This window comes from uncultured Psychrosphaera sp. (assembly GCF_947500655.1).
Lineage (GTDB): Bacteria > Pseudomonadota > Gammaproteobacteria > Enterobacterales > Alteromonadaceae > Psychrosphaera.
This window is the reverse complement of record NZ_CANMSK010000002.1, coordinates 157,288-177,230: the sequence shown is the minus strand read 5'-3', so window position 1 is coordinate 177,230 and position 19,943 is coordinate 157,288. Positions and strand designations below refer to the sequence as shown.

Below are 19,943 nucleotides of genomic sequence, written 5' to 3'. Positions count from 1 at the left end.
CCTAAAATTCCTTACTCTATTTTATATTCGTTATAATAGTCGAATTTCAAAGGCATAAAAAACCTCTGATATCTTTATTTAGTAATTAGCTGCTTGTTGTGGTGCATTATTGATAAAAGAGCTATTTATGCTCGATAAGCCCATTTCTAATAACTTTGCTAATTTTTCTTTTTCGTCGGTCAAATAACACTGTTGAACATCAATTATTGTTTCTAAGCTTTTTTTCAGTGTTGTCAGCTTAGCTTGACCTTTAACTAAAAAATTAACTTCTGTTTCGCCATTTTCTAAATCATTTGAATTCATGTTTAACACTTGAAAACCACGATAACGAATAGTTTGTAATAGACGTTCCAATAAAATTGAGTTGCTCGTACAGATCAACGATAAATGGGCTATTGGTGTTTCGTTGTGATTGTTATTGCTCATAATTAGTTCCTAGCCCACATTTTCTGTTGGTTGATTATCTGCTGATCCATTGCCGATCATATCTTGATTAGCTGCACCTGGAGGTACTAAAGGCCATACATTGTCTTGTGCATCAATTTTAACATGCAAGATAAACGCCCCATCAAACTCAACAAATTCTTTTATTGCTTGTTCAACTTCACTTTTCTTACAGATCATTTTACCCGGTATATCAAACGCAGACGCTAATTTCACAAAATCTGGATTGTCAGATAAATCCGTTTCACTTAAACGTTTATCAAAAAACAGTTCTTGCCACTGCTTCACCATACCTAGTTTGGCATTGTCTATAAGTAAAATTTTAACACCTAAGTTAAAACGTTTGATAGTACCTAGCTCTTGGATATTCATCATAATTGAGCCATCACCACAAACGGCGATAACTTGATCGTTTGGTCGTGCTACTTTGGCCCCAACTGCAACAGGTAAGCCAAATCCCATAGTACCAGCACCGCCAGAGCTTAAATGATTTTTTGAGCTATCAAACGTCATGTGTTGTGCTACCCACATTTGATGTTGACCCACATCACAAGTGATCACGGTAGAACTTGGCATTACATTCGATAACTCATTTAATAAAGCAGGTGCATAAATACCTTGAGCGGGACAGTCGTATTGCCATTGATGTTGCTGTTTTAATTCAGCACATTCATCACGCCATGACTGCCATTGCTGTTGATCATTAGAGTCTATTAATGAGAACTGTTGCTCTAAAGCTGGTAATGCTGCTTCTAATCCGCAAGTAATCGCTAACTCAACTTGGCGTAATTTATTTAGTTCTGAGTTATCTACATCTATATGCAGCACTTTTGCTTTGGCGGCAAAGGTAGATAACTTACCAGTAACTCGGTCATCAAAACGCGCACCCAAAGCAATTAATAAGTCACATTCTTGTACCGCTAAATTAGCAGCACCATTGCCGTGCATGCCTAACATTCCCATAAAGTGTGGGTAGCTAGATTTTATAGCGCCTATACCTTTTAACGTAGTAACTGCGGGTAATTGTGTGTGTGATAACAACGCATTTAACTGTCTAGATACTTTTGCCATATCTACACCACCACCTATATAAAAAATAGGTTTTTTGGCATTTAAAATTAATGACTTGGCTAATTCAATTTGGTCTAGCGTGATAGGTTGTACTTGCGGCGTAGGCAAATTAAGTGGAGTTTGTTTAATAACTGCATTCATTTGTACGTCTTTAGGGATATCAATCAATACTGGACCTGGTCGACCTTCATTAGCAATACGAAATGCTTGATTGATTGTGTCTTCCAACTCTGACTGATCCATTACCTGAAAACTATGTTTACAACTTGCTAACGACAAACCAAACACATCCACCTCTTGAAACGCATTAGTCCCCATAAGTGGTCTTGGCACTTGACCGGTAATGGCAACAACTGGAACTGAGTCCAGTTTAGCATCAGCTAAAGCAGTAATTAAGTTGGTTGCACCTGGACCCGATGTAGCAATACATACTCCAGTTTTACCTGTTGAACGGGCAAAACCAACAGCTGCAAAACCTGCACCTTGTTCGTGGCGGCATAAATAGTGTTTGATAGGGACATTACGTTCGTAGCTGCGGAATAGGGCATCATAGACCGGCATTATGGTTCCACCTGGATAACCAAACACCTCAGTAGCCCCTTGCTTATAAAGGGTGTCTATAATTAAATCTGCGCCTATTTTCATCGTCATTCCAACCGTTAGTTTGCATACCAATTTGGTATTGTCTAACCCGGTTATAAGTTCAGGCGTAGTAACAAAAAACCCCGAACTTGGTAGCCGGGGTTTTGAACATTTTGAATTTAGCTCAACAAAAACCCCGACGTGAAATAATCACGACGACGTTAATAATTAGAAGAGCTAGGTTTAAATTCATAATGCCATTATTTAATAATTTGTTGTTACTTCGTCATTCATTAAAATTGAACAATGAAGAAAGTGTTATGTATTAATACTTGTTGAGCGATTTTATGTCAATCAATAAGCTAAATAACACTTAGTCCATTTAGTTATAACAAAAGTCTTTTCAGTTATTAAACTGTTTGGATCTTTTTCATGTCAGTCATGTAGCCACGTAATTCTTGACCAGTCCATTCAACTGGGTGGTTACGTAGTGCATCATTAACTTCAACTAATAATTTATTATCAACTGCATTGTCTTCAACAGCGATGCCTTTACCCATTAGCTCAGTAGTGATGCTTGGCATTACTTTTTCGCGTAAAAGTGGAATAGCTGCGTTAGCAAATAAGTAGTTTCCGTACTCAGCTGTGTCAGAGATAACTACGTTCATTTCGTATAAACGTTTACGAGCAATAGTATTAGAGATTAACGGAGTTTCGTGTAACGACTCGTAATATGCCGACTCTGGTAAAATGCCAGACTCAACCATAACTTCAAACGCCAATTCAACACCTGCTCTGATACAAGCAACTAAGAAGATACCTTTATCGAAGAACTCTTGTTCTGTGATTGTATTAGGAACTTGAGGCGATTGCTCAAATGCAGTCTGGCCAGTTTCTTCACGCCACTTTAATAAGTTAGCGTCATTGTTGTCCCAATCCGCCATCATAGTTCTAGAAAACTCACCGCTGATGATGTCATCTTGATGTTTTTCAAATAATGGGCGCATTAATTCTTTAAGCTCTTCAGACAAGCCAAATGCTTGTAATTTAGCTTGGTTAGATAAGCGATCTAACATGTGGCTTACACCACCAACTTTCATCGCTTCAGTGATAACTTCTAAACCATATTGGATTAAGTTAGCTGCGTAACCGGCATCAATACCTTCAGCAACCATTTTCTCATAGGCAACAACAGCCGCAGCTTGTTGCATACCACATAAAATTGTTTGCTCACCCATAAGGTCAGACTTAACTTCCGCTACAAATGAAGACTCAAGAACACCCGCTCTATCACCACCTGTTGCAGAGGCAAGTGCTTTAGCGATATCCCAACCTTTATCTTCTGGGTCGTTTGCTTCATGTACCGCGATTAGTGTTGGAACACCAAATCCACGTTTATATTCTTCACGTACTTCAGTACCTGGGCATTTTGGCGCACACATAACAACTGTGATGTCTGCACGTATTTGTTTGCCTTCTTCAACGATATTAAAACCGTGTGAGTAACCTAAAGTAGAACCTTTTTGCATTAACGGCATAACCGCATCAACAACAGCTGAATGCTGTTTATCTGGCGTTAAGTTATAAACTAAATCGGCTGATGGAATTAATTGCTCGTAAGTACCAACAACAAAACCATTTTCTGAAGCGCGTACAAATGAGTCACGTTTTTCATCAATAGCGGCTTGGCGTAATGCATAAGATACGTCTAAACCAGAGTCGCGCATGTTTAAACCTTGGTTTAAACCTTGAGCGCCACAACCAACAATGACAATCTTTTTCCCTTTTAGGACGTCACATCCTGCGTCAAATTCTTCGCGTTCCATAAAACGACAAACGCCTAATTGAGCTAGTTGCTCACGTAAAGGTAAAGTATTGAAATAATTAGCCATGATGCTTCCTTAATATTTGCGGGTTTCGCAAGAGTTTTTCTGTTGATTGGACTATATGTGTTATCTATAATTGCGTAAATTGATATATACTCAACCTTGTATTGCAATTATTGAAATATGCCAGCTAGGACACCCATCGTTATGGACTTAAAAGAACTCAAAGCGTTTTTACATTTATGCCAAAGCAAACATTTTGCGACCACCGCAGAAGCTATGTATTTAAGTCCGTCAACTTTAAGCCGACTTATTCAGCGTTTAGAAGTTGAAATTGGCGAGCCTTTGTTTTTACGTGACAATCGTAAAGTAGAGTTAACTCAAGCTGGCCTTAAAACACGTGAGTTTGCAGCCTCAACAATCACTGAATGGCATGCATTGCAGCAAAACCTAAAACAAAAGAGTGAACAGCTTAACGGTAGCCTTAGAATATTCTGCACTGTAACCGCGGCTTATGAATTTTTACCGCCTCTTATTGAAAATTTTTCAGCTTTACATCCATCGGTTGATTTAAAGATCATCACAGGTGACGCATCAAGAGCCCTATCTTTGTTAGATAATAATGAAGTAGATATTTCTATTGCCTCATTAAGAGAAGGACACTCTAGTAAATACTACTTCCAATCCTTGGCTGAAATATCACTAAAAATAATTGGTCCAGACGACAACAGCGAACTTGCTTTGTTATGTCAAAAACCAGATATAAACTGGAATGAATTGCCAATTGTAATGCCTGAGTCGGGGCCAATTAGACATAAGTTTGAAAAGTGGTTAAAAGCCATGTCCATCAAACCGCATATTTATGCCAGTGTTGCGGGTCATGAAGCCTTGGTTAGTATGGCGGCTTTGGGCTGCGGAATAACAATTGCGCCACAGTTAGTGATAAACGCAAGTCCGGTTAAAAATAAGATCCTAGAATTAAAGCCAAACATCAGCCCTGAACCTTTTAATATTGGTGTTTGTTGCTTAAATAACAAAAAAGCAGATCCAATTGTCTCTGCCTTTATCTTGTCTTCTCAATAGCGTTTTATCCGCTACTAAAATTAGCTAACGGTTTATTTAGTTTTTGCTTTTATCAACTCAAACTTGTCTGGCATTAAACTAGGTAATCCGTCTTCACCTGCGAAGTGTAACGCGCCAACCGCTAAGAACACTTTTTGTTTCGCAAACATAGACTCTAACGGCGTTAACCATTTATGGTTACGCTCTACGATTAACACTTGCTCAGCGGCTTCATCAAATTTACTTGTGCCTAGAGTTCCTTGGTACATATTTTCAAAAGCTTGTAAGTCTGAGTTTATCCAAGCTGTGATCATTTCTTTTGGTAAGTCAGAGTATTGTTCAATTTCTGTTAACGTGTCTAAAATTAAGTCGTCACCCGTGAACTCTGGATATTTATCCGTTATTGCATTAAAAAATCCCATTTGCTCAGCATAGGTCTCTAATCCAATCACTTTCTTACCTTGCTTTAGAGCATACTCTTGCACTTGTTTATCAATGCCATATTCTTCTTTTAACTCTAATTTTGCATAAGCCATTTGCACCATAGCTAACCCAACTAGCCAAGGTTTAAAGCTTGCTAGGTTTTCGATACTCGAGCCGTTAGCGGTTAAATACTGCTTAGCTTTGTCATATACAGCAGGTGATAGCACATGACTTAATCTTTGACCCGGCGGCAAGCTTGCTGCTTGTAATAGTAGCTTTTGTTGTTCTTCCGTACTCACTAACGATACATCAGTTTCAATAACCACAACGTCAACACTGTCTATTGCTGCTTTAATGGAGTCTGGCAGGGTAGATAAACGCTCATCCCCTAAATGAATTGTGCCTAATAGGAAATCATCACCACCTGATTTCTTATTACTCCACAATAAATCAGCGTGAGCTTGGTTTATTGTTAAAGTCAGTAATATAAGTAAAGACAAGGTATGTGAAATTTTTTTCATAAAGTCCTTCATAACTATACGCATAATATTAAGTATCCTTCTTCTAGTTGTTTAAACGTTTGCTAATGCTTGTGTGAAATCAGCTGTAAGATCATCTATATCTTCAATGCCTACGGACATACGGATCATGTTTTCATTAATTCCCGCTTTTTGTCTGTTTTCCAATCCCATTTCAAAATAAATAGTTTGAGCAACTGGTAAAGCTAATGTGCGGTTATCACCTAAATGAGTCGCCGTGATCACTACATTTAATTCAGTTAACAAGGCAACGGGATCTATATTTTCAACCGGGTCAAAGCTAACAATTGCACCAAATTGCTTAAAGTATGTTTTAGCTTGTTGGTGCTGGGGATGATTTTTTAATCCCGGGTAATATACTTTTGCAATTTTGTCATGCGACTCTAAAAATTCGGCTAACGCTTGTGCATTAGCACAGGCACGGTCGATTCTTAATGCCATGGTTTCCGCGCCAACGGCAATCATTTGTGCCGAGTCAGATGACAAGCAACCACCTAAATCCCGTAACCCTTTTTTCTTAATTTGCGTTAACGCTTGGGCTTGCGATGGTAAGGTTTTAAAACTATCTAAAATATTAGCGTATTGAGTCCAGTCGTAATTACCAGTATCTATTACAGCACCAGCAGTTACCGTGCCATGACCGCCTACATACTTTGTTAATGAGGTTGTAATTAAACTCGCGCCTACATTTTTCGCTTTAAATAAATAACTAGGAGTCATTGTATTATCAACAATATAAACCAAATTATGCTGTTTACATAAATGACCAATACCTTGTAAATCAGCAACTTGGGTAACTGGATTGGCAATGGTTTCTGTAAATACCATTTTTGTATTTGCCTGAATAGCTCGTTTTACTTGTTCAATATCAGTGACATCGACTTGCGTCACTTCCACGCCAAAACGTTTTAATGTGCCAAATACACTTGGTGTGTTTCCAAATAGAAATTGACTAGCAACAATATGATCGCCTGCGTTTAACAAGGTCAAGAAGGTCGTTGTAATTGCCGCCATGCCTGAGGCGAATACTAAACTTCCGACACCATCTTCCATACCATTGATCATTGACTGTAATGCGTCTGTAGTTGGCGTTGATTGTCTAGCGTAAGCATGGCCAGCTAGTTTGCCCTGAAATATATCCACTAAATCTTGTGGATTGTCATAACCAAATAATACTGAATTAACAACTGGATAATGCACTGCACCACTGTCTGGATTAAGTTTACGGTCTGCGTGCACAACCGTAGTGGTAAATTTTGTTTTGCTCATTTTTCACAACCTTATTTTACAGGCCTATTGGCTAATCAATTCTATTTACTAACGTTAAACTTTTGTTCTAACGCCTTTGCAACCAATGGAGGAACAAACGAAGATACATCACCATGATGGGCAGCAACATCTCTTACTATGGTGGAAGATATATGGGCATTCTCATGATTTGGTGTTAACAACACGCTTTCTAATTCTGAATATAATGTGCGGTTTACGCTAGCAAGTTGGTACTCGTATTCAAAATCGGCAACCGCACGCACGCCACGGATTAACACTTTAGCGTCTTTTTGTTTTGCATAATCAGCAAGTAAACCTGTAAACCCTTCCACTGTCACATTTGGTACATCGATTAATGAGGCCTTAGCCATTTCAACTCGTTGCTCAAGAGTAAACATAGGTTTTTTTCGTGAACTAGTGGCGATTGCCACTACAACATGATTGAACATTTTAGCCGAGCGTTTTACTAAATCTATATGGCCATTAGTGATTGGATCAAAAGTACCCGGATAAATTGCTTTTACCATTTCATTTGCTCTTCTTTATCTTATTAAATTGATATTGTTTGTAACTTAAATATAGATTAGGACAATAACATGACTAATCACATTTTGTGATGTGGAATTATATATTGAGAGGTAAACCATAGTTTAACTAGTTATGTGTGTACTCTAATTCAAAGGTGCATAACCGGCAGAGTTATACAAAATCTATTATTAGGAGTACGGTAAACACCTGATTTATATTAATAATTCACTCAATGTTAAATAATAAATACAATAAAATATTATTTAGCTCCAAAGAATATTTATAGAGCTATTGATCTAAATTCACTAAACATACACAATGCTGTGATAGCAAAAAATAAGCGGTTTAGTGACTGTTCAGTATTATAAAATGTCGTATCACTAAATGGAACTTGATGATCAAGTGTGGCCTGTACGAGTAACAGAGTTTGAAAATGAAAACTAAAGACCGAATAATCGAAGCGAGCATTGAGCTATTTAATAGCCAAGGCGAACGTAATGTCACCACAAATCACATTGCCTCACACTTAAATATCAGCCCAGGAAATCTGTATTACCACTTTAGTAATAAAGAAGAGATCATCCGTCATATCTTTAATAAATATGCTGATCATATGGCTGTTTCTTTTGAACCAGTAAAACCAAGCCAAGATGCGGTTAAAATATTAACTAACTATCTTGATGCGGTATTTAGTGCGTTATATCACTTCAATTTTTTATACGATAACCTACCTGTTATTATGGCTCGTGACCCAGAATTAAGAGCTCAATTTGGCATAATTCATAATAAAATGATGGAAAAAATCCATCATCTTATTGTTAGCTTACAAGTTGCTAATGTTATCGATATGGATACCAACGACATTGACGATTTAGCTAATATAATTAAGCAGCAAGTTACTTTTTGGATCAGTTATTGTAAAACAAGTTCAGAAAACGCTGATGTCACCGACGAATTAATTTACAATGGTCTACTTAAAGTTATATTACTGTTTAAACCGTATATAACCTCAGAATATAAAGACACTATCAATGACATTTCAACTCGATATCGAGCACTTGCTGCAGGCAAAACAGTTGAAGAATAGGAACGCCCATGTTTGATTTAAAAAAATGCTACGCAGACAACCTTAAACAGCATTTAGACTTGTTTAATTCGATGGAAAAATATCTTCCAGTTGCTGAAACCTTGGCAACTCAATGTTTTGATGCATTAGAAAAAGGCGGAAAAATCGTATTTTTTGGTAATGGCGGCAGTGCTGCCGACAGCCAACATTTAGCCGCGGAGTTTGTGGTTCGCTTCAAAAAAGAGCGTCGTGCTCTTGCGTCTATGGCATTAACCACAGATACCTCAATTCTTACAGCTCACGCCAATGACTATCACTTTGATACTGTATTTGCTCGTCAAGTTGAAGCATTAGTAAAACCACAAGATGTTGTTATTGGTTTAACCACATCTGGCACCAGTGCCAACATCAATTTAGCACTTGAAGCCGCTAATGAAATTGGTGCATATACAGTTGCATTTACTGGCCGTGACGGCGGAAAAGTAAAAGACATAGCGAAACTACCTATTATTATAGAAAACAATATTACGGCTCGTATCCAAGAAGCTCATATGTTTATTGGCCACTGGTTATGTGAAGCAATCGACGAATTGGTTACGCAATAATTGAAATCAATTTTTAGTGTTACATTAGGTCTCGTATTATGAAGATCCCTCAACGTTTACAACCTTTAGTGGAAGATGGTTTGGTTGATGAAGTTATCAGTCAATTAATGAGTGGAAAAGAAGCCACTGTTTACATGGTAAGCACTGGTGATCATATTCAATGCGCCAAAGTCTACAAAGAAGCCAACAAACGCAGTTTCAAAAAAGCAGCTCAATACCAAGAAGGGCGTAAAGGCAGAAATAGTCGCCGCTCACGCGCTATGGAAAAAGGTTCTAAATTTGGCCGTAGCCAACAAGAAGAATCTTGGCACAATGCGGAAGTTGACGCTTTATTCAAACTTGCAGATGCTGGTGTTCGAGTGCCAAAACCTTATGGTTGTTACGACGGCGTATTGTTAATGGAACTAGTTGTTGATGCTGACGGTGATGTTGCTCCACGTTTAAACGACATAACCATGTCTGCTGAAGAAGCCGTTAAACAACACACCGAATTAATGGTGCATGTAAAACGTATGTTATGTGCCGGTATTGTTCATGGCGATTTATCAGAATTCAATATTTTGGTGGATAAACATGGTCCTGTGATCATAGATTTACCACAAGCGGTAGATGCTGCGGCCAATAATAATGCGAAGAAAATGTTAATTCGTGATGTACAGAACGTCACTAATTATTATGCTCAATACGAACCAAGCCTCAGCGAAACACGTTTTGCCCTAGAAATGTGGGCATTATATGAAGTCGGCGAACTATTACCAGATACACCATTGACTGGTGAATTTATTGATACCTCTGGCGAAGCTGATGTTGACTCTGTTTTACAAGAAATATCTGCAGCGTTTGAAGAAGAACAAGAACGTTTAGATCGTATTTCTTCAGCCGATGCTCCAGAAGAATAAACCGCATACACAAACACCTTGAATAACAAAAAATGCAAGCCTAGCTTGTACTCAAGGTGTTCCACAATTAATAAATAATGTATGCTTACCCCATCTAGCTTTTAGTGAATTTTCTTATGTTTGACTTGTCTATCTTTAACCACCTTTGTGATGTAAAAATTTTAGTTGTTGGCGACGTAATGTTGGACCGATATTGGACCGGCGACTCTAAACGCATTTCTCCAGAAGCCCCAGTTCCTGTTGTTAAAATTAGCGGCCTAGACGACAAAGTTGGTGGCGCGGCAAACGTAGCCTTAAACATTGCTCGTTTAGATGGGCAAGTTACTTTACTAGGTATTATTGGTGATGACGAAAACGGTGATCGTTTAGAGCAGTTGTTAAAAGACGAAAACATTAACTCAGCATTAATTCGCCAAACTGAACAGCCAACCATTACCAAATTGCGTGTTATTAGCCGCCAACAGCAAGTTGTACGCTTAGACTTTGAAGAGCAATTTGCTATTGAACATGCAAAATCTCTACAAAAGAAATTTGAACAAGAATTAAATAACTTTGATTTCATCTTATTTTCTGATTACGCCAAAGGCTCACTTTCTTGCATTAAAGAGATGATCGCGACAGCTAGATCCGCAGGTAAAACTGTATTAATTGATCCTAAATCAAAAGACTTATCTGACTACGCTGGTGCAAATGTTATAACACCAAACAAAGATGAATTTATTGCCGCTGGCGGTCTAGTTAATAGCGAAGACGAAATATGGCAGTCGGCACAAGATGTAATGACTAACTGCAACATTGAATCTATTTTGTTAACTCGAAGTGAACAAGGCATGTCAGCCATAACACGCACTGAAAAAGTAGATATGCCAGCGCAAGTGCTTGAAGTATCTGATGTTACAGGTGCTGGTGACACGGTGATTGCTACACTAGCTATGATGATGGCAGCAGGTTTAGAACTTGCTGATGCCGCTAAAATTGCCAATTTAGCCGCAGGAGTTGTTGTTGCTAAACTTGGCGCAGCTACCGTTTCACCAGAAGAGTTATACAGTGTTGTGAACAAGAACATGTTTGCATCTAAACAAGCACATTACCAAACTCCATTTGATGATGTACTTAAACATATTGAGTTTGCTCGCCAAAGTGGTGAGAAAATTGTATTTACCAATGGCTGTTTTGATATTTTACACGCAGGCCATGTACACTATTTAGAACAAGCAAAAGCGTTAGGCGACCGTTTGGTTGTTGGATTGAATAACGACGATTCCATTACTCGCTTAAAAGGAGCAAGCCGCCCGGTTAATCCTTTAAAAGATAGAGCAACCGTTATATCTGGCTTAGCTAGCGTTGACTGGGTAATTCCATTTGGTGAGTTAAACGGCAATCAATACGACGATACACCGTTTGATATTATTCAAAAAGTGAATCCTGATATCTTAGTGAAAGGTGGTGATTACACACCAGAAACCATAGTAGGTGCAGACTTTGTACAAGCTCAAGGTGGACAAGTTGCTGTAATTGAATTTGTGGATGGATGTTCAACCACTAAGATCATTGAAAAAATACAGCAGAAATAACTATTTATATGGTTCCTATCCTATAAATAGACACAAAAAAGCCCCAATGTTTTTTAGCATTGGGGCTTTGTTATTTTAGAAGTGTGTAAGAGAACTAATTCCCCTTACCCATTTCAGAATCACGATAACGTTTAAAGCGTTACACTAAGTCAAAACGGTCTGCGTTCATTACTTTAGTCCATGCTGCAACAAAGTCTTTTATGAATTTTTCTTTGTTGTCGTCTTGCGCATAAACTTCTGCGTAAGAGCGTAGGATAGAGTTTGAACCAAACACAAGATCGACTCTTGTTGCTGTCCATTTCACTGTATCCGTTGCACGGTCACGAATTTCATATAGGTTTTCACCGCTCGGTTTCCACGAATAATTCATGTCGGTAAGGTTTACAAAGAAGTCGTTTGTTAATGCACCTTCATTCTCAGTAAATACACCGTGTTTACTATCACCGTAGTTAGTACCAATTACTCGCATACCACCAACGAGTACAGTCATCTCTGGTGCCGTTAAGCCCATTAATTGACTACGGTCTAGTAGCAACTCTTCTGCGCTGACATTGTAATCGCGTTTAAGGAAGTTACGGAAACCATCATGCACAGGTTCAAGTACCTCAAACGATTCAACATCTGTCATTTCTTCTGTTGCATCACCACGTCCTGGTGAGAACGGAACGCTAACATTTGAACCCGCGGCTTTTATTGCTTGTTCAATGCCTACATTACCGGCAAGTACGATAACATCAGCAAGGCTTGCACCACTTTCATTTGCAATCGCTTCCAGTAAATTTAGTACTTTGGCTAAGCGACTCGGCTCATTTCCTTGCCAATCTTTTAATGGCGCAAGGCGAATACGAGCACCGTTAGCACCACCACGTTTATCTGAACCTCGGTACGTTCTCGCACTATCCCATGCTGTTGAAACTAGCTCGCTAATAGTTAAACCACTCGCTGCTATTTTGGCTTTTACCGCTTCTACGTCGAAATCAGTAGAGCCTGCAGGGATTGGATCTTGCCAAATTAACTCTTCTTTTGGTACGTCAGGTCCGATATAACGAACTTTTGGTCCTAAGTCACGGTGAGTTAATTTGAACCATGCTCTAGCAAATACTTCTGAAAAATAAGCTTGGTCGTTTTGGAATTTTTCAGAGATTTTACGATACTCAGGATCTATTTTTAACGCCATATCCGCATCTGTCATGATTGGATTATAACGAGTTGTTAAATCTTCTACATCTACAGGTTTGTCTTCTTCTTTTATGTTAATTGGTTCCCACTGCCACGCACCCGCTGGGCTTTTTTTCAGTTCCCAATCGTAGTTAAGTAACAATTTAAAGAATCCGTTATCCCATTTAGTCGGCTCAGTCGTCCATGCACCTTCAATACCACTTGTAACAGTGTTACGGCCAATGCCACGTTTGGTTTTATTTAACCAGCCAAAGCCTTGGTCTTCTAATTCTGCACCTTCTGGATCCGCTTCTAATAACTCGGCGTTGCCGTTACCGTGAGTTTTACCAACCGTGTGACCACCAGCAGTAAGAGCCACGGTTTCTTCATCATTCATTGCCATACGCTCAAACGTAACACGCATATCGTGAGCGGTTTTAAGAGGATCTGGATTACCGTCAACGCCTTCTGGATTAACATAGATAAGTCCCATCATTACTGCCGCTAATGGATTCTCTAAGTCGCGTTCGCCTGAATAGCGACTGCCTTCACTGCCACTTGGCGCAAGCCATTCTTTTTCGGCTCCCCAATAAATATCTTTTTCTGGATGCCAAATATCTTCACGACCAAAGGCAAAACCAAAGGTTTTTAAACCCATAGATTCATAAGCCATAGTGCCAGCATAAGCAATTAAGTCAGCCCAGCTAAGTTTATTACCGTATTTTTTCTTGATTGGCCAAAGTAAACGACGTGCTTTATCTAAATTTGCATTATCCGGCCACGAATTAAGTGGGGCAAAACGTTGATTTCCGGTACTAGCACCACCACGGCCATCTGCAATACGATAAGTACCTGCGGCATGCCAAGACATACGGATCATTAAACCACCGTAATGTCCCCAATCGGCAGGCCACCATTCCTGGCTATCAGTCATTACTGCATGCATATCTTTTTTCAATGCTGCAACGTCTAGGCTTTTAACGGTTTCTCTATAGTCAAAGTCCTCGCCCATTGGGTTAGTTTTGCTATCGTGCTGATGCAAAATATCTAGGTTGAGTGCTTTAGGCCACCACTCCATAGTATTCATGCTGGTTTCTGTTGCGCCGCCATGCATTACTGGACATTTATTATTAGACATATGTAGTTCCCCTATCTTTCAATTGAAAATTGATATCAATTCTAATAAGTCCTCCCCAATCAGCGAGATTTAATAAAACTGATACTATTATTTGCACAAGCTTATGATGTGCTCTGACACCACTATCGACCATTCGTTTAATTAGATAAAGCTGCTAATATCGATTCTTGTAACAGCTTTTACCTATAAGGTGATTATAACTATATATCATGACTATTCACGAGTAATTGATGTGTAAGTAAACGCCCGATAATTGAGTCAATACGTTCTTAATGTATTAGCTAATATATATAGCAGATGTTGGAAAGATTGAGATGGTAAATCTAGTAACGAACAATACAAAGTTGATTTACCGTGGAAGGAGATCTAGTTAAAAGTGAAATAATTAATAATTGAAATAACGTAGAGTGGAGTTTAAGTCTAAACCTGTACCTTATGCTTTTTTTTGCGATTTTTTGGCGTACATCCCGATTGATATTCCAACCAATGGAGTGTGTTACCAACCACAACAATACTGCCAGAGATAACGATAGATGCTGATGCAACAATACCAGCGCCAACTAAACATTGTAAATTGTCACTAGAACCATCACGACTACAAAAATTCTCATCCCCTAGTACTTCTAACGAAAGCTTTTTGGTCACCATTTTACATTCATCGTAATAACTTTGAGAATCTGACGTTTTAGGATAAAAAACACAAGATGTCGCTAAACAGCTTAACAATATAACTAAAATAGGCTTTAAATTAATTGTGATTTTGTTCATGTTTAACGACTACCTTTATGACTTATGCTCTAGAATTTATTAAACAAGTTACTAAAAGAATTTTTTCAGTTTATCTAATTCTTTCTTAGCTTTTTTTGCAGCTTTATTAACGGCCTTATCGATTTTGTCATGTGGAATAGGAACATGAATTGTTTTATTCATCCCCAACTTGAATGAGAAAATAGCACCTTCTTCAATTTCATTATATACCGTTGGTGTTCCTGAAATTTTAAGTTTAACTAACACTGGAAGTTCTTTGTGTTTTAACAATATTTTTTCTGCTACTGGGCCAAGTGCTCTAAATACATCTTTATATACAATTTCAGCAGGAACAACTAATTTAGTTGTACTATTAGGCGGTAAATGGATTTTAATATTCCGCCCCTTAAGAAAACGCTTTCCTTCGGTAAATAGCTCGTAACTTATAAAGATATTTTTAAGGCCAATCTCGTTTGGGTTCTTAGCTTCAAAGTTTAAATTCACGATGGTTTTGTTATCTCTAACTTTAGCAACCTTATTGTCTATATATTTAAAAGTTGGGTCTTTTATATCTGCAGATTGGACTAGCCTAATTGCGGTGCAGCTAGTTAACAGAAGTGCAACTAAGCTTAGCAGTATTAATTTTGATAACCTTTGGAATTTCAATCTATTGTCCTTAATTTATACTCAATGAATTTGAATAAGGCGGCTAGGTTACATTCTCTAACCGCTAATGCCAAGTTCCCTTTAAGAGGGTTTACCTATTTGTGTTGTTTGTAATATACATATCAACTCAGCACTGATCTGTTTAATCACACCTGAGTTTTGTTGCAATGTAGCCAATGCTTTTTTACCTGTGTTTTCACTTAACTCTTGATCAGATAACCATGTATTTAATTGGCTCACAAATTCAAAGTGGTTATTGGCAATGGTTAATCCTCCGTCATCCGCTAATGTATGGCAAATTTCAGGGTTGTTATAAACATGTGGTCCCATAATGATAGGTTTAGCAAATGCAGCAGGCTCTACTGGGTTATGACCACCACGCTTGGCAAACGAACCGCCAACAAAGGCGATATCACAAACACCGTATAATTTACTTAGTTGTCCCATTTGATCGCCCAATAACACATCAGTTGTGGCTTCAGCCGACTCAGACTCACTCATTTTAACTATATTGAGTTGTTGTGACGTTAAGTATTCAAAAACTGATATAAAACGTTCTGGGTGTCTTGGGCATATTATTAAAATCAAATCTGGATATTGAGTTTTAAATTGTTTGTAAGCTTCAACAATTAAGCTTTCTTCAGTTTCATGCGTACTGCCAGCAATAATGACTCGGCGGCTTTGAAGATTAAGTGACTGTCTTAGCTCTTGTGCCAATTGCATATTAGCTTGACCAATATCAAATTTAATATTGCCGAATAGAGATAACTTATCTCGATTGATGCCCATTGCCAGATAATTATCAAAGTCAGTTTGATTACGGGCATACACTCGGTGTAATTGCTTAATCATCGGCTGGGCAAGGCTAATAAATTTTTGATAACCCTTTGTGGTTTTGTCCGTTAATCTGGCGTTTACTATGCTCACGGGAATGTGTTTTTTATAACATTGGTTGATCAAGTTAGGCCACAGTTCTACTTCCATAATAACAAGCATATCTGGCTTAACTTGTTTTAATAATGATGACATTAACCAAGGCAGATCAACAGGTAAATAGGAGTGTGTGACTTTGTTTTTAAGCTCATCATCCAATGATCGTAATAACTGTTCTTTTCCTGTTTTGGTGTTTGTGGTGACAACAAAATTCAACGTTAATAAAGTGCCTTTAGCGTCATATAACAGTTGCTTTATAAGTGGAATAACCGCAACAACTTCTCCGACTGACGCACAGTGGAACATTACCGTTTTGCTTTCTGAAACTAGTTGACTTAAAGGTAACCCTTTACTTACTAAGCCGTATTTTTGCCCCCAATACCAATCGCGTTTTTCTGTGCCGTTAAGTGGCTTGCGCAAAATAAAAAACATGGCTTGTTTCACTAACGCAATAACCCACTTAGTGAAATCTACAAGTATAAATATTACTAATAAAAAATTATAAAGCAGCAGTATTAACTGTCGTTTAATCGGACTTGTTTTTCTGCCGTTTATTAACAAGTTCATTTAGCATAGCCTAGTAAAAATTGCTGCCATTTACTGTCGTTAAAATGGAATTCTTTATTATTGTTAACTGCTTTGTCTTTTTCTTTATTCAATGAACGTAACAAACGATTTAGGTTAGCTTGTTGCCAAAATATTGCTGGGGCATTAAATTCTGGCTCTCTAAATTCACAGCGGTCAAAATCAATTAAGAATACCTTGCCACTCTTATCTATCATAATATTATGAATGTTAAGGTCGTTATGACACACTCGAGCCTGGTGAAAGAGCTTAATAGTTGCACCAATATTTTGCCAAACCTCATCTGACAGATCTTCAGTTAACAACCAATGGAAACCATCTTTAGCGTTGGCAATTTTCTCAATTAAAATATCGTTCCGACACCATAAACCAGCTACTTTCGTTACCATAGCCGCGATAGGATTTGGCACAGGTAAACCTAAGTCGACCATTTTTTGTAGCATAGTTAATTCCGCAATACTGCGAGTTTTGTTTATGCCGGTAAATAAAAATTCATCGTGTAATATTTTGCTAACTAAACCGCCACGATAGTAGTGACGTAAAACAAACTGACGTTCCCCTGAAGATGCCTCTAAAACCGAATTGTATTTAATAAAATAAGTGGTGTTACGGCCTTTGGACTCACCAATTATTGCATTTTTTTCTGACCAAAACGCAGCACTAAACCAATCACTTGTTACAGTGTCTGGCACGCTGTTATGCGCAAAAATTGTTTGATTTTTTTCGGTAGTTTTACGCCATAACATAGCAGTTGTATCTGATAACAAAACGACTTCTTACAAGTTTTAAGTTGGAATAGTGCAAATCATACATTAGCATGACCATCTTAAGCCAATTTGATTTGATTTTTGTAGTAGGAGTTTATGTGTCTTTACAATCTATATGTGTATTAAGGTTATCGGCCATTGGTGACGTATGTCACGCGGTTGCAGCTGTACAGGCTATCCAAAGAAAGCATCCTCAAGCTAAAATTACTTGGATCATTGGTAAAATAGAAAAGATGCTATTGGACGGTTTGCCAAATGTTGAGTTTGTAATTTTTGACAAATCTAAAGGTAGAGCCGCTTTTAAGCAGTTACAACACGATTTAGCTGGCAAAGAATTTGATGTGTTATTACACATGCAAGTGGCATTAAGGGCAAACTGGGCAGCAAAGTATATTAACGCAAAACGCAAAATTGGTTTTGATCGTGACCGTTCCAAAGAACTACATGCTTTATTCACCAAAGAGCGTATTGCATCACAAGTTGAACCACACGTAATAGAAGGTTTTTTTGGTTTTGCCCAAAAGTTAGGCGTTTCGCTTGCTGAGCTTGATAATTTAACATGGAATATTCCGGTTTCAAACGACGACATCAAGTTTGCCAATAGCCACATCGACCCAAAATCTAAAACCTTTGTGATATCTCCTGCAGCTAGTAAAAAAGAGCGAAACTGGCTACCAGAACGTTACGCTGCACTTGCTGATCATGCAGCACAAAAAGGTTTTAAGGTTGCTTTATGTGGTGGTCCTGCACCAATAGACCGCGAACTTGGTGATGCAATAATAGAGAATGCGGAAACTGAGATTACTGACTTAATAGGTAAAACCAGTTTAAAACAAATGTTAGTTTGTTTAAAAAATGCAACTTTAGTACTAGCGCCAGATACAGGCCCTGCTCATATGGCAGTAACACAAGGTACTCCAGTACTTGGGGTTTACGCACATTCCAACCCTAAACGTACTGGTCCATATTTGTATCAAAAATATGTTACTGAGGTTTATCATCGCAATTTATTTTTGCAAAAAGGTGACAGCGCTGAGAATTTAAAATGGGGCGTACGTGTTAAAGGCGCTGATTTAATGCAGCAGATCACCGTTGAACATGTAAAAGAGAAGTTTGACAACATAGTACAGGACTTTGAACTTTAATGACTTCGGCATCTTTAAATCCAACTTCTACACTAAACAAAACATTATTTTTAGACCGCGACGGCGTGGTTAATGTTGATCATGGCTATGTATCACAACCAAAAGATTTTGAATTTATAAATGGTGTATTTAGCGCCTGCAAACAGTTTCAAGATGCAGGTTATAAAATTGTTATCGTTACCAACCAGTCGGGTATTGGTCGTGGCTATTATTCCGAGCAAGACTTCGCAGAATTAACAACATGGATGGTTGAGCAATTTAAAAACCACGGTGTAGACATTTTATCGGTTTATTATTGTCCACATCATCCAACAAAAGCCAATGCGCCTTATTTAAAAGAATGTGACTGCCGTAAACCTAAACCTGGGATGCTATTAAAAGCCATTAGCGAACATTCATTAAACCCTGATTTATCTATTATGATTGGCGATAAAGCATCCGATATGCAAGCTGCTATTGCCGCAGGGATTAAACATAAGTACTTGGTTAATTCGGGGCAATCCTTTCCCCCAGAAGCAGAAGAATTAGCCGACGCGATTTTTCAAGATTTACCCGCTGCGGCCAAATCAATACTCTGATTTTAGTCCCACATAAATTAGAACGTTAATAACAACTATTATCATTTAACACTTTGGTTAAAAAGGTATATTATGGCGTTTCATCTTTAGATTTTAGGATCAAGCAATGACGTTATGGGATTTAAATAAAGGCGAAACGGCAAATGTTTCACACCTTTGTGAGCATTTAGATGATTCTGTCAGTACTCGCCTAGTTGAAATGGGATTTGAAGCTGACCAAAGCATTACGTGTTTGCGTAGAAGCCTGTTTGCTGGCCCTTTAGTTGTTCAAGTTGGCGATTGTGTATATTCACTTGAACAAACAGTAGCTGAACAAATTTTCATATCAACCAAATAAA

19 protein-coding genes are annotated in these 19,943 nt (G+C 38.1%); 8 read left to right on the top strand and 11 right to left on the bottom strand.

What is annotated here, in order from left to right; all coding sequences use genetic code 11:
- Window positions 1-78: 78 nt before the first annotated feature.
- The 3 genes from Q0940_RS02955 to ilvC form a co-directional block, all read right to left on the bottom strand.
- Window positions 79-426, bottom strand: coding sequence for an ACT domain-containing protein (locus tag Q0940_RS02955; protein WP_299263646.1), 348 nt, complete (start codon window positions 424-426; stop codon window positions 79-81).
- A 9-nt stretch (window positions 427-435) separates the two neighbouring features.
- A complete protein-coding gene (gene ilvG / locus Q0940_RS02950; protein WP_299263643.1) occupies window positions 436-2,160 on the bottom strand; it encodes an acetolactate synthase 2 catalytic subunit in 1,725 nt (574 codons plus the stop codon).
- 347 nt (window positions 2,161-2,507) lie between these two features.
- Window positions 2,508-3,989, bottom strand: coding sequence for a ketol-acid reductoisomerase (gene ilvC / locus Q0940_RS02945; RefSeq protein ID WP_299263637.1), 1,482 nt, complete (start codon window positions 3,987-3,989; stop codon window positions 2,508-2,510).
- A gap of 141 nt (window positions 3,990-4,130) precedes the next feature.
- On the opposite strand from ilvC, the gene ilvY reads away from it, so the two are divergent.
- Window positions 4,131-5,006, top strand: a complete 876-nt coding sequence (gene ilvY / locus Q0940_RS02940) for an HTH-type transcriptional activator IlvY (RefSeq protein WP_299263634.1) — start codon at window positions 4,131-4,133, stop codon at window positions 5,004-5,006.
- A 32-nt stretch (window positions 5,007-5,038) separates the two neighbouring features.
- Here the strand turns inward: ilvY and Q0940_RS02935 are convergent, their stop codons facing one another.
- From Q0940_RS02935 to coaD, 3 genes are read right to left on the bottom strand one after another with little or no spacing between them, the layout of a single operon-like run.
- Window positions 5,039-5,929: a TraB/GumN family protein gene (locus tag Q0940_RS02935; RefSeq protein ID WP_299263631.1), complete on the bottom strand. Its 891-nt coding sequence runs from the start codon at window positions 5,927-5,929 to the stop codon at window positions 5,039-5,041.
- Window positions 5,930-5,980: 51 nt separating this feature from the next.
- Window positions 5,981-7,216, bottom strand: a complete 1,236-nt coding sequence (locus Q0940_RS02930; protein ID WP_299263628.1) for a cystathionine gamma-synthase family protein — start codon at window positions 7,214-7,216, stop codon at window positions 5,981-5,983.
- 41 nt (window positions 7,217-7,257) lie between these two features.
- Window positions 7,258-7,743 (bottom strand): pantetheine-phosphate adenylyltransferase, encoded by a 486-nt coding sequence (gene coaD / locus Q0940_RS02925; RefSeq protein WP_299263626.1) that lies wholly within the window; start codon window positions 7,741-7,743, stop codon window positions 7,258-7,260.
- Window positions 7,744-8,177: 434 nt separating this feature from the next.
- Between coaD and Q0940_RS02920 the strand changes: the two genes are divergently transcribed.
- From Q0940_RS02920 to hldE, 4 genes are all read left to right on the top strand, one after another.
- Window positions 8,178-8,831 (top strand): TetR/AcrR family transcriptional regulator, encoded by a 654-nt coding sequence (locus Q0940_RS02920; protein ID WP_299263623.1) that lies wholly within the window; start codon window positions 8,178-8,180, stop codon window positions 8,829-8,831.
- Window positions 8,832-8,839: 8 nt separating this feature from the next.
- The gene (locus tag Q0940_RS02915; protein ID WP_299263620.1) at window positions 8,840-9,415 is read left to right on the top strand and encodes a D-sedoheptulose 7-phosphate isomerase; all 576 of its coding nucleotides are present in this window, start codon (window positions 8,840-8,842) and stop codon (window positions 9,413-9,415) included.
- Window positions 9,416-9,453: 38 nt separating this feature from the next.
- The gene (locus tag Q0940_RS02910) at window positions 9,454-10,314 is read left to right on the top strand and encodes a PA4780 family RIO1-like protein kinase (RefSeq protein ID WP_299263617.1); all 861 of its coding nucleotides are present in this window, start codon (window positions 9,454-9,456) and stop codon (window positions 10,312-10,314) included.
- Window positions 10,315-10,430: 116 nt separating this feature from the next.
- The gene (hldE, locus tag Q0940_RS02905; RefSeq protein ID WP_299263614.1) at window positions 10,431-11,888 is read left to right on the top strand and encodes a bifunctional D-glycero-beta-D-manno-heptose-7-phosphate kinase/D-glycero-beta-D-manno-heptose 1-phosphate adenylyltransferase HldE; all 1,458 of its coding nucleotides are present in this window, start codon (window positions 10,431-10,433) and stop codon (window positions 11,886-11,888) included.
- A 139-nt stretch (window positions 11,889-12,027) separates the two neighbouring features.
- On the opposite strand, the gene katG is transcribed toward hldE, so the two are convergent.
- The 5 genes from katG to Q0940_RS02880 form a co-directional block, all read right to left on the bottom strand.
- Window positions 12,028-14,184, bottom strand: coding sequence for a catalase/peroxidase HPI (gene katG, locus Q0940_RS02900; RefSeq protein WP_299263610.1), 2,157 nt, complete (start codon window positions 14,182-14,184; stop codon window positions 12,028-12,030).
- Window positions 14,185-14,604: 420 nt separating this feature from the next.
- Window positions 14,605-14,952: a hypothetical protein gene (locus Q0940_RS02895; RefSeq protein WP_299263607.1), complete on the bottom strand. Its 348-nt coding sequence runs from the start codon at window positions 14,950-14,952 to the stop codon at window positions 14,605-14,607.
- A 51-nt stretch (window positions 14,953-15,003) separates the two neighbouring features.
- Window positions 15,004-15,597 (bottom strand): LEA type 2 family protein, encoded by a 594-nt coding sequence (locus Q0940_RS02890; protein WP_299263604.1) that lies wholly within the window; start codon window positions 15,595-15,597, stop codon window positions 15,004-15,006.
- An 81-nt stretch (window positions 15,598-15,678) separates the two neighbouring features.
- Window positions 15,679-17,097: a 3-deoxy-D-manno-octulosonic acid transferase gene (locus tag Q0940_RS02885; RefSeq protein WP_299263601.1), complete on the bottom strand. Its 1,419-nt coding sequence runs from the start codon at window positions 17,095-17,097 to the stop codon at window positions 15,679-15,681.
- Window positions 17,094-17,882: a 3-deoxy-D-manno-octulosonic acid kinase gene (locus tag Q0940_RS02880; protein WP_299263599.1), complete on the bottom strand. Its 789-nt coding sequence runs from the start codon at window positions 17,880-17,882 to the stop codon at window positions 17,094-17,096. The genes Q0940_RS02885 and Q0940_RS02880 overlap by 4 nt, the downstream gene beginning before the upstream one ends.
- 50 nt (window positions 17,883-17,932) lie before the next feature.
- Here Q0940_RS02880 and Q0940_RS02875 point away from each other — a divergent pair, with 50 nt between their 5' ends.
- The 3 genes from Q0940_RS02875 (at window position 17,933) to Q0940_RS02865 (ending at window position 19,942) form a co-directional block, all read left to right on the top strand.
- Window positions 17,933-19,027, top strand: coding sequence for a glycosyltransferase family 9 protein (locus Q0940_RS02875; protein ID WP_299263597.1), 1,095 nt, complete (start codon window positions 17,933-17,935; stop codon window positions 19,025-19,027).
- A complete protein-coding gene (gene gmhB, locus Q0940_RS02870; protein WP_299263595.1) occupies window positions 19,027-19,605 on the top strand; it encodes a D-glycero-beta-D-manno-heptose 1,7-bisphosphate 7-phosphatase in 579 nt (192 codons plus the stop codon). The genes Q0940_RS02875 and gmhB overlap by 1 nt, the downstream gene beginning before the upstream one ends.
- Window positions 19,606-19,711: 106 nt before the next feature.
- Window positions 19,712-19,942, top strand: a complete 231-nt coding sequence (locus Q0940_RS02865; RefSeq protein ID WP_299263593.1) for a FeoA family protein — start codon at window positions 19,712-19,714, stop codon at window positions 19,940-19,942.
- Window position 19,943 lies beyond the last annotated feature (1 nt).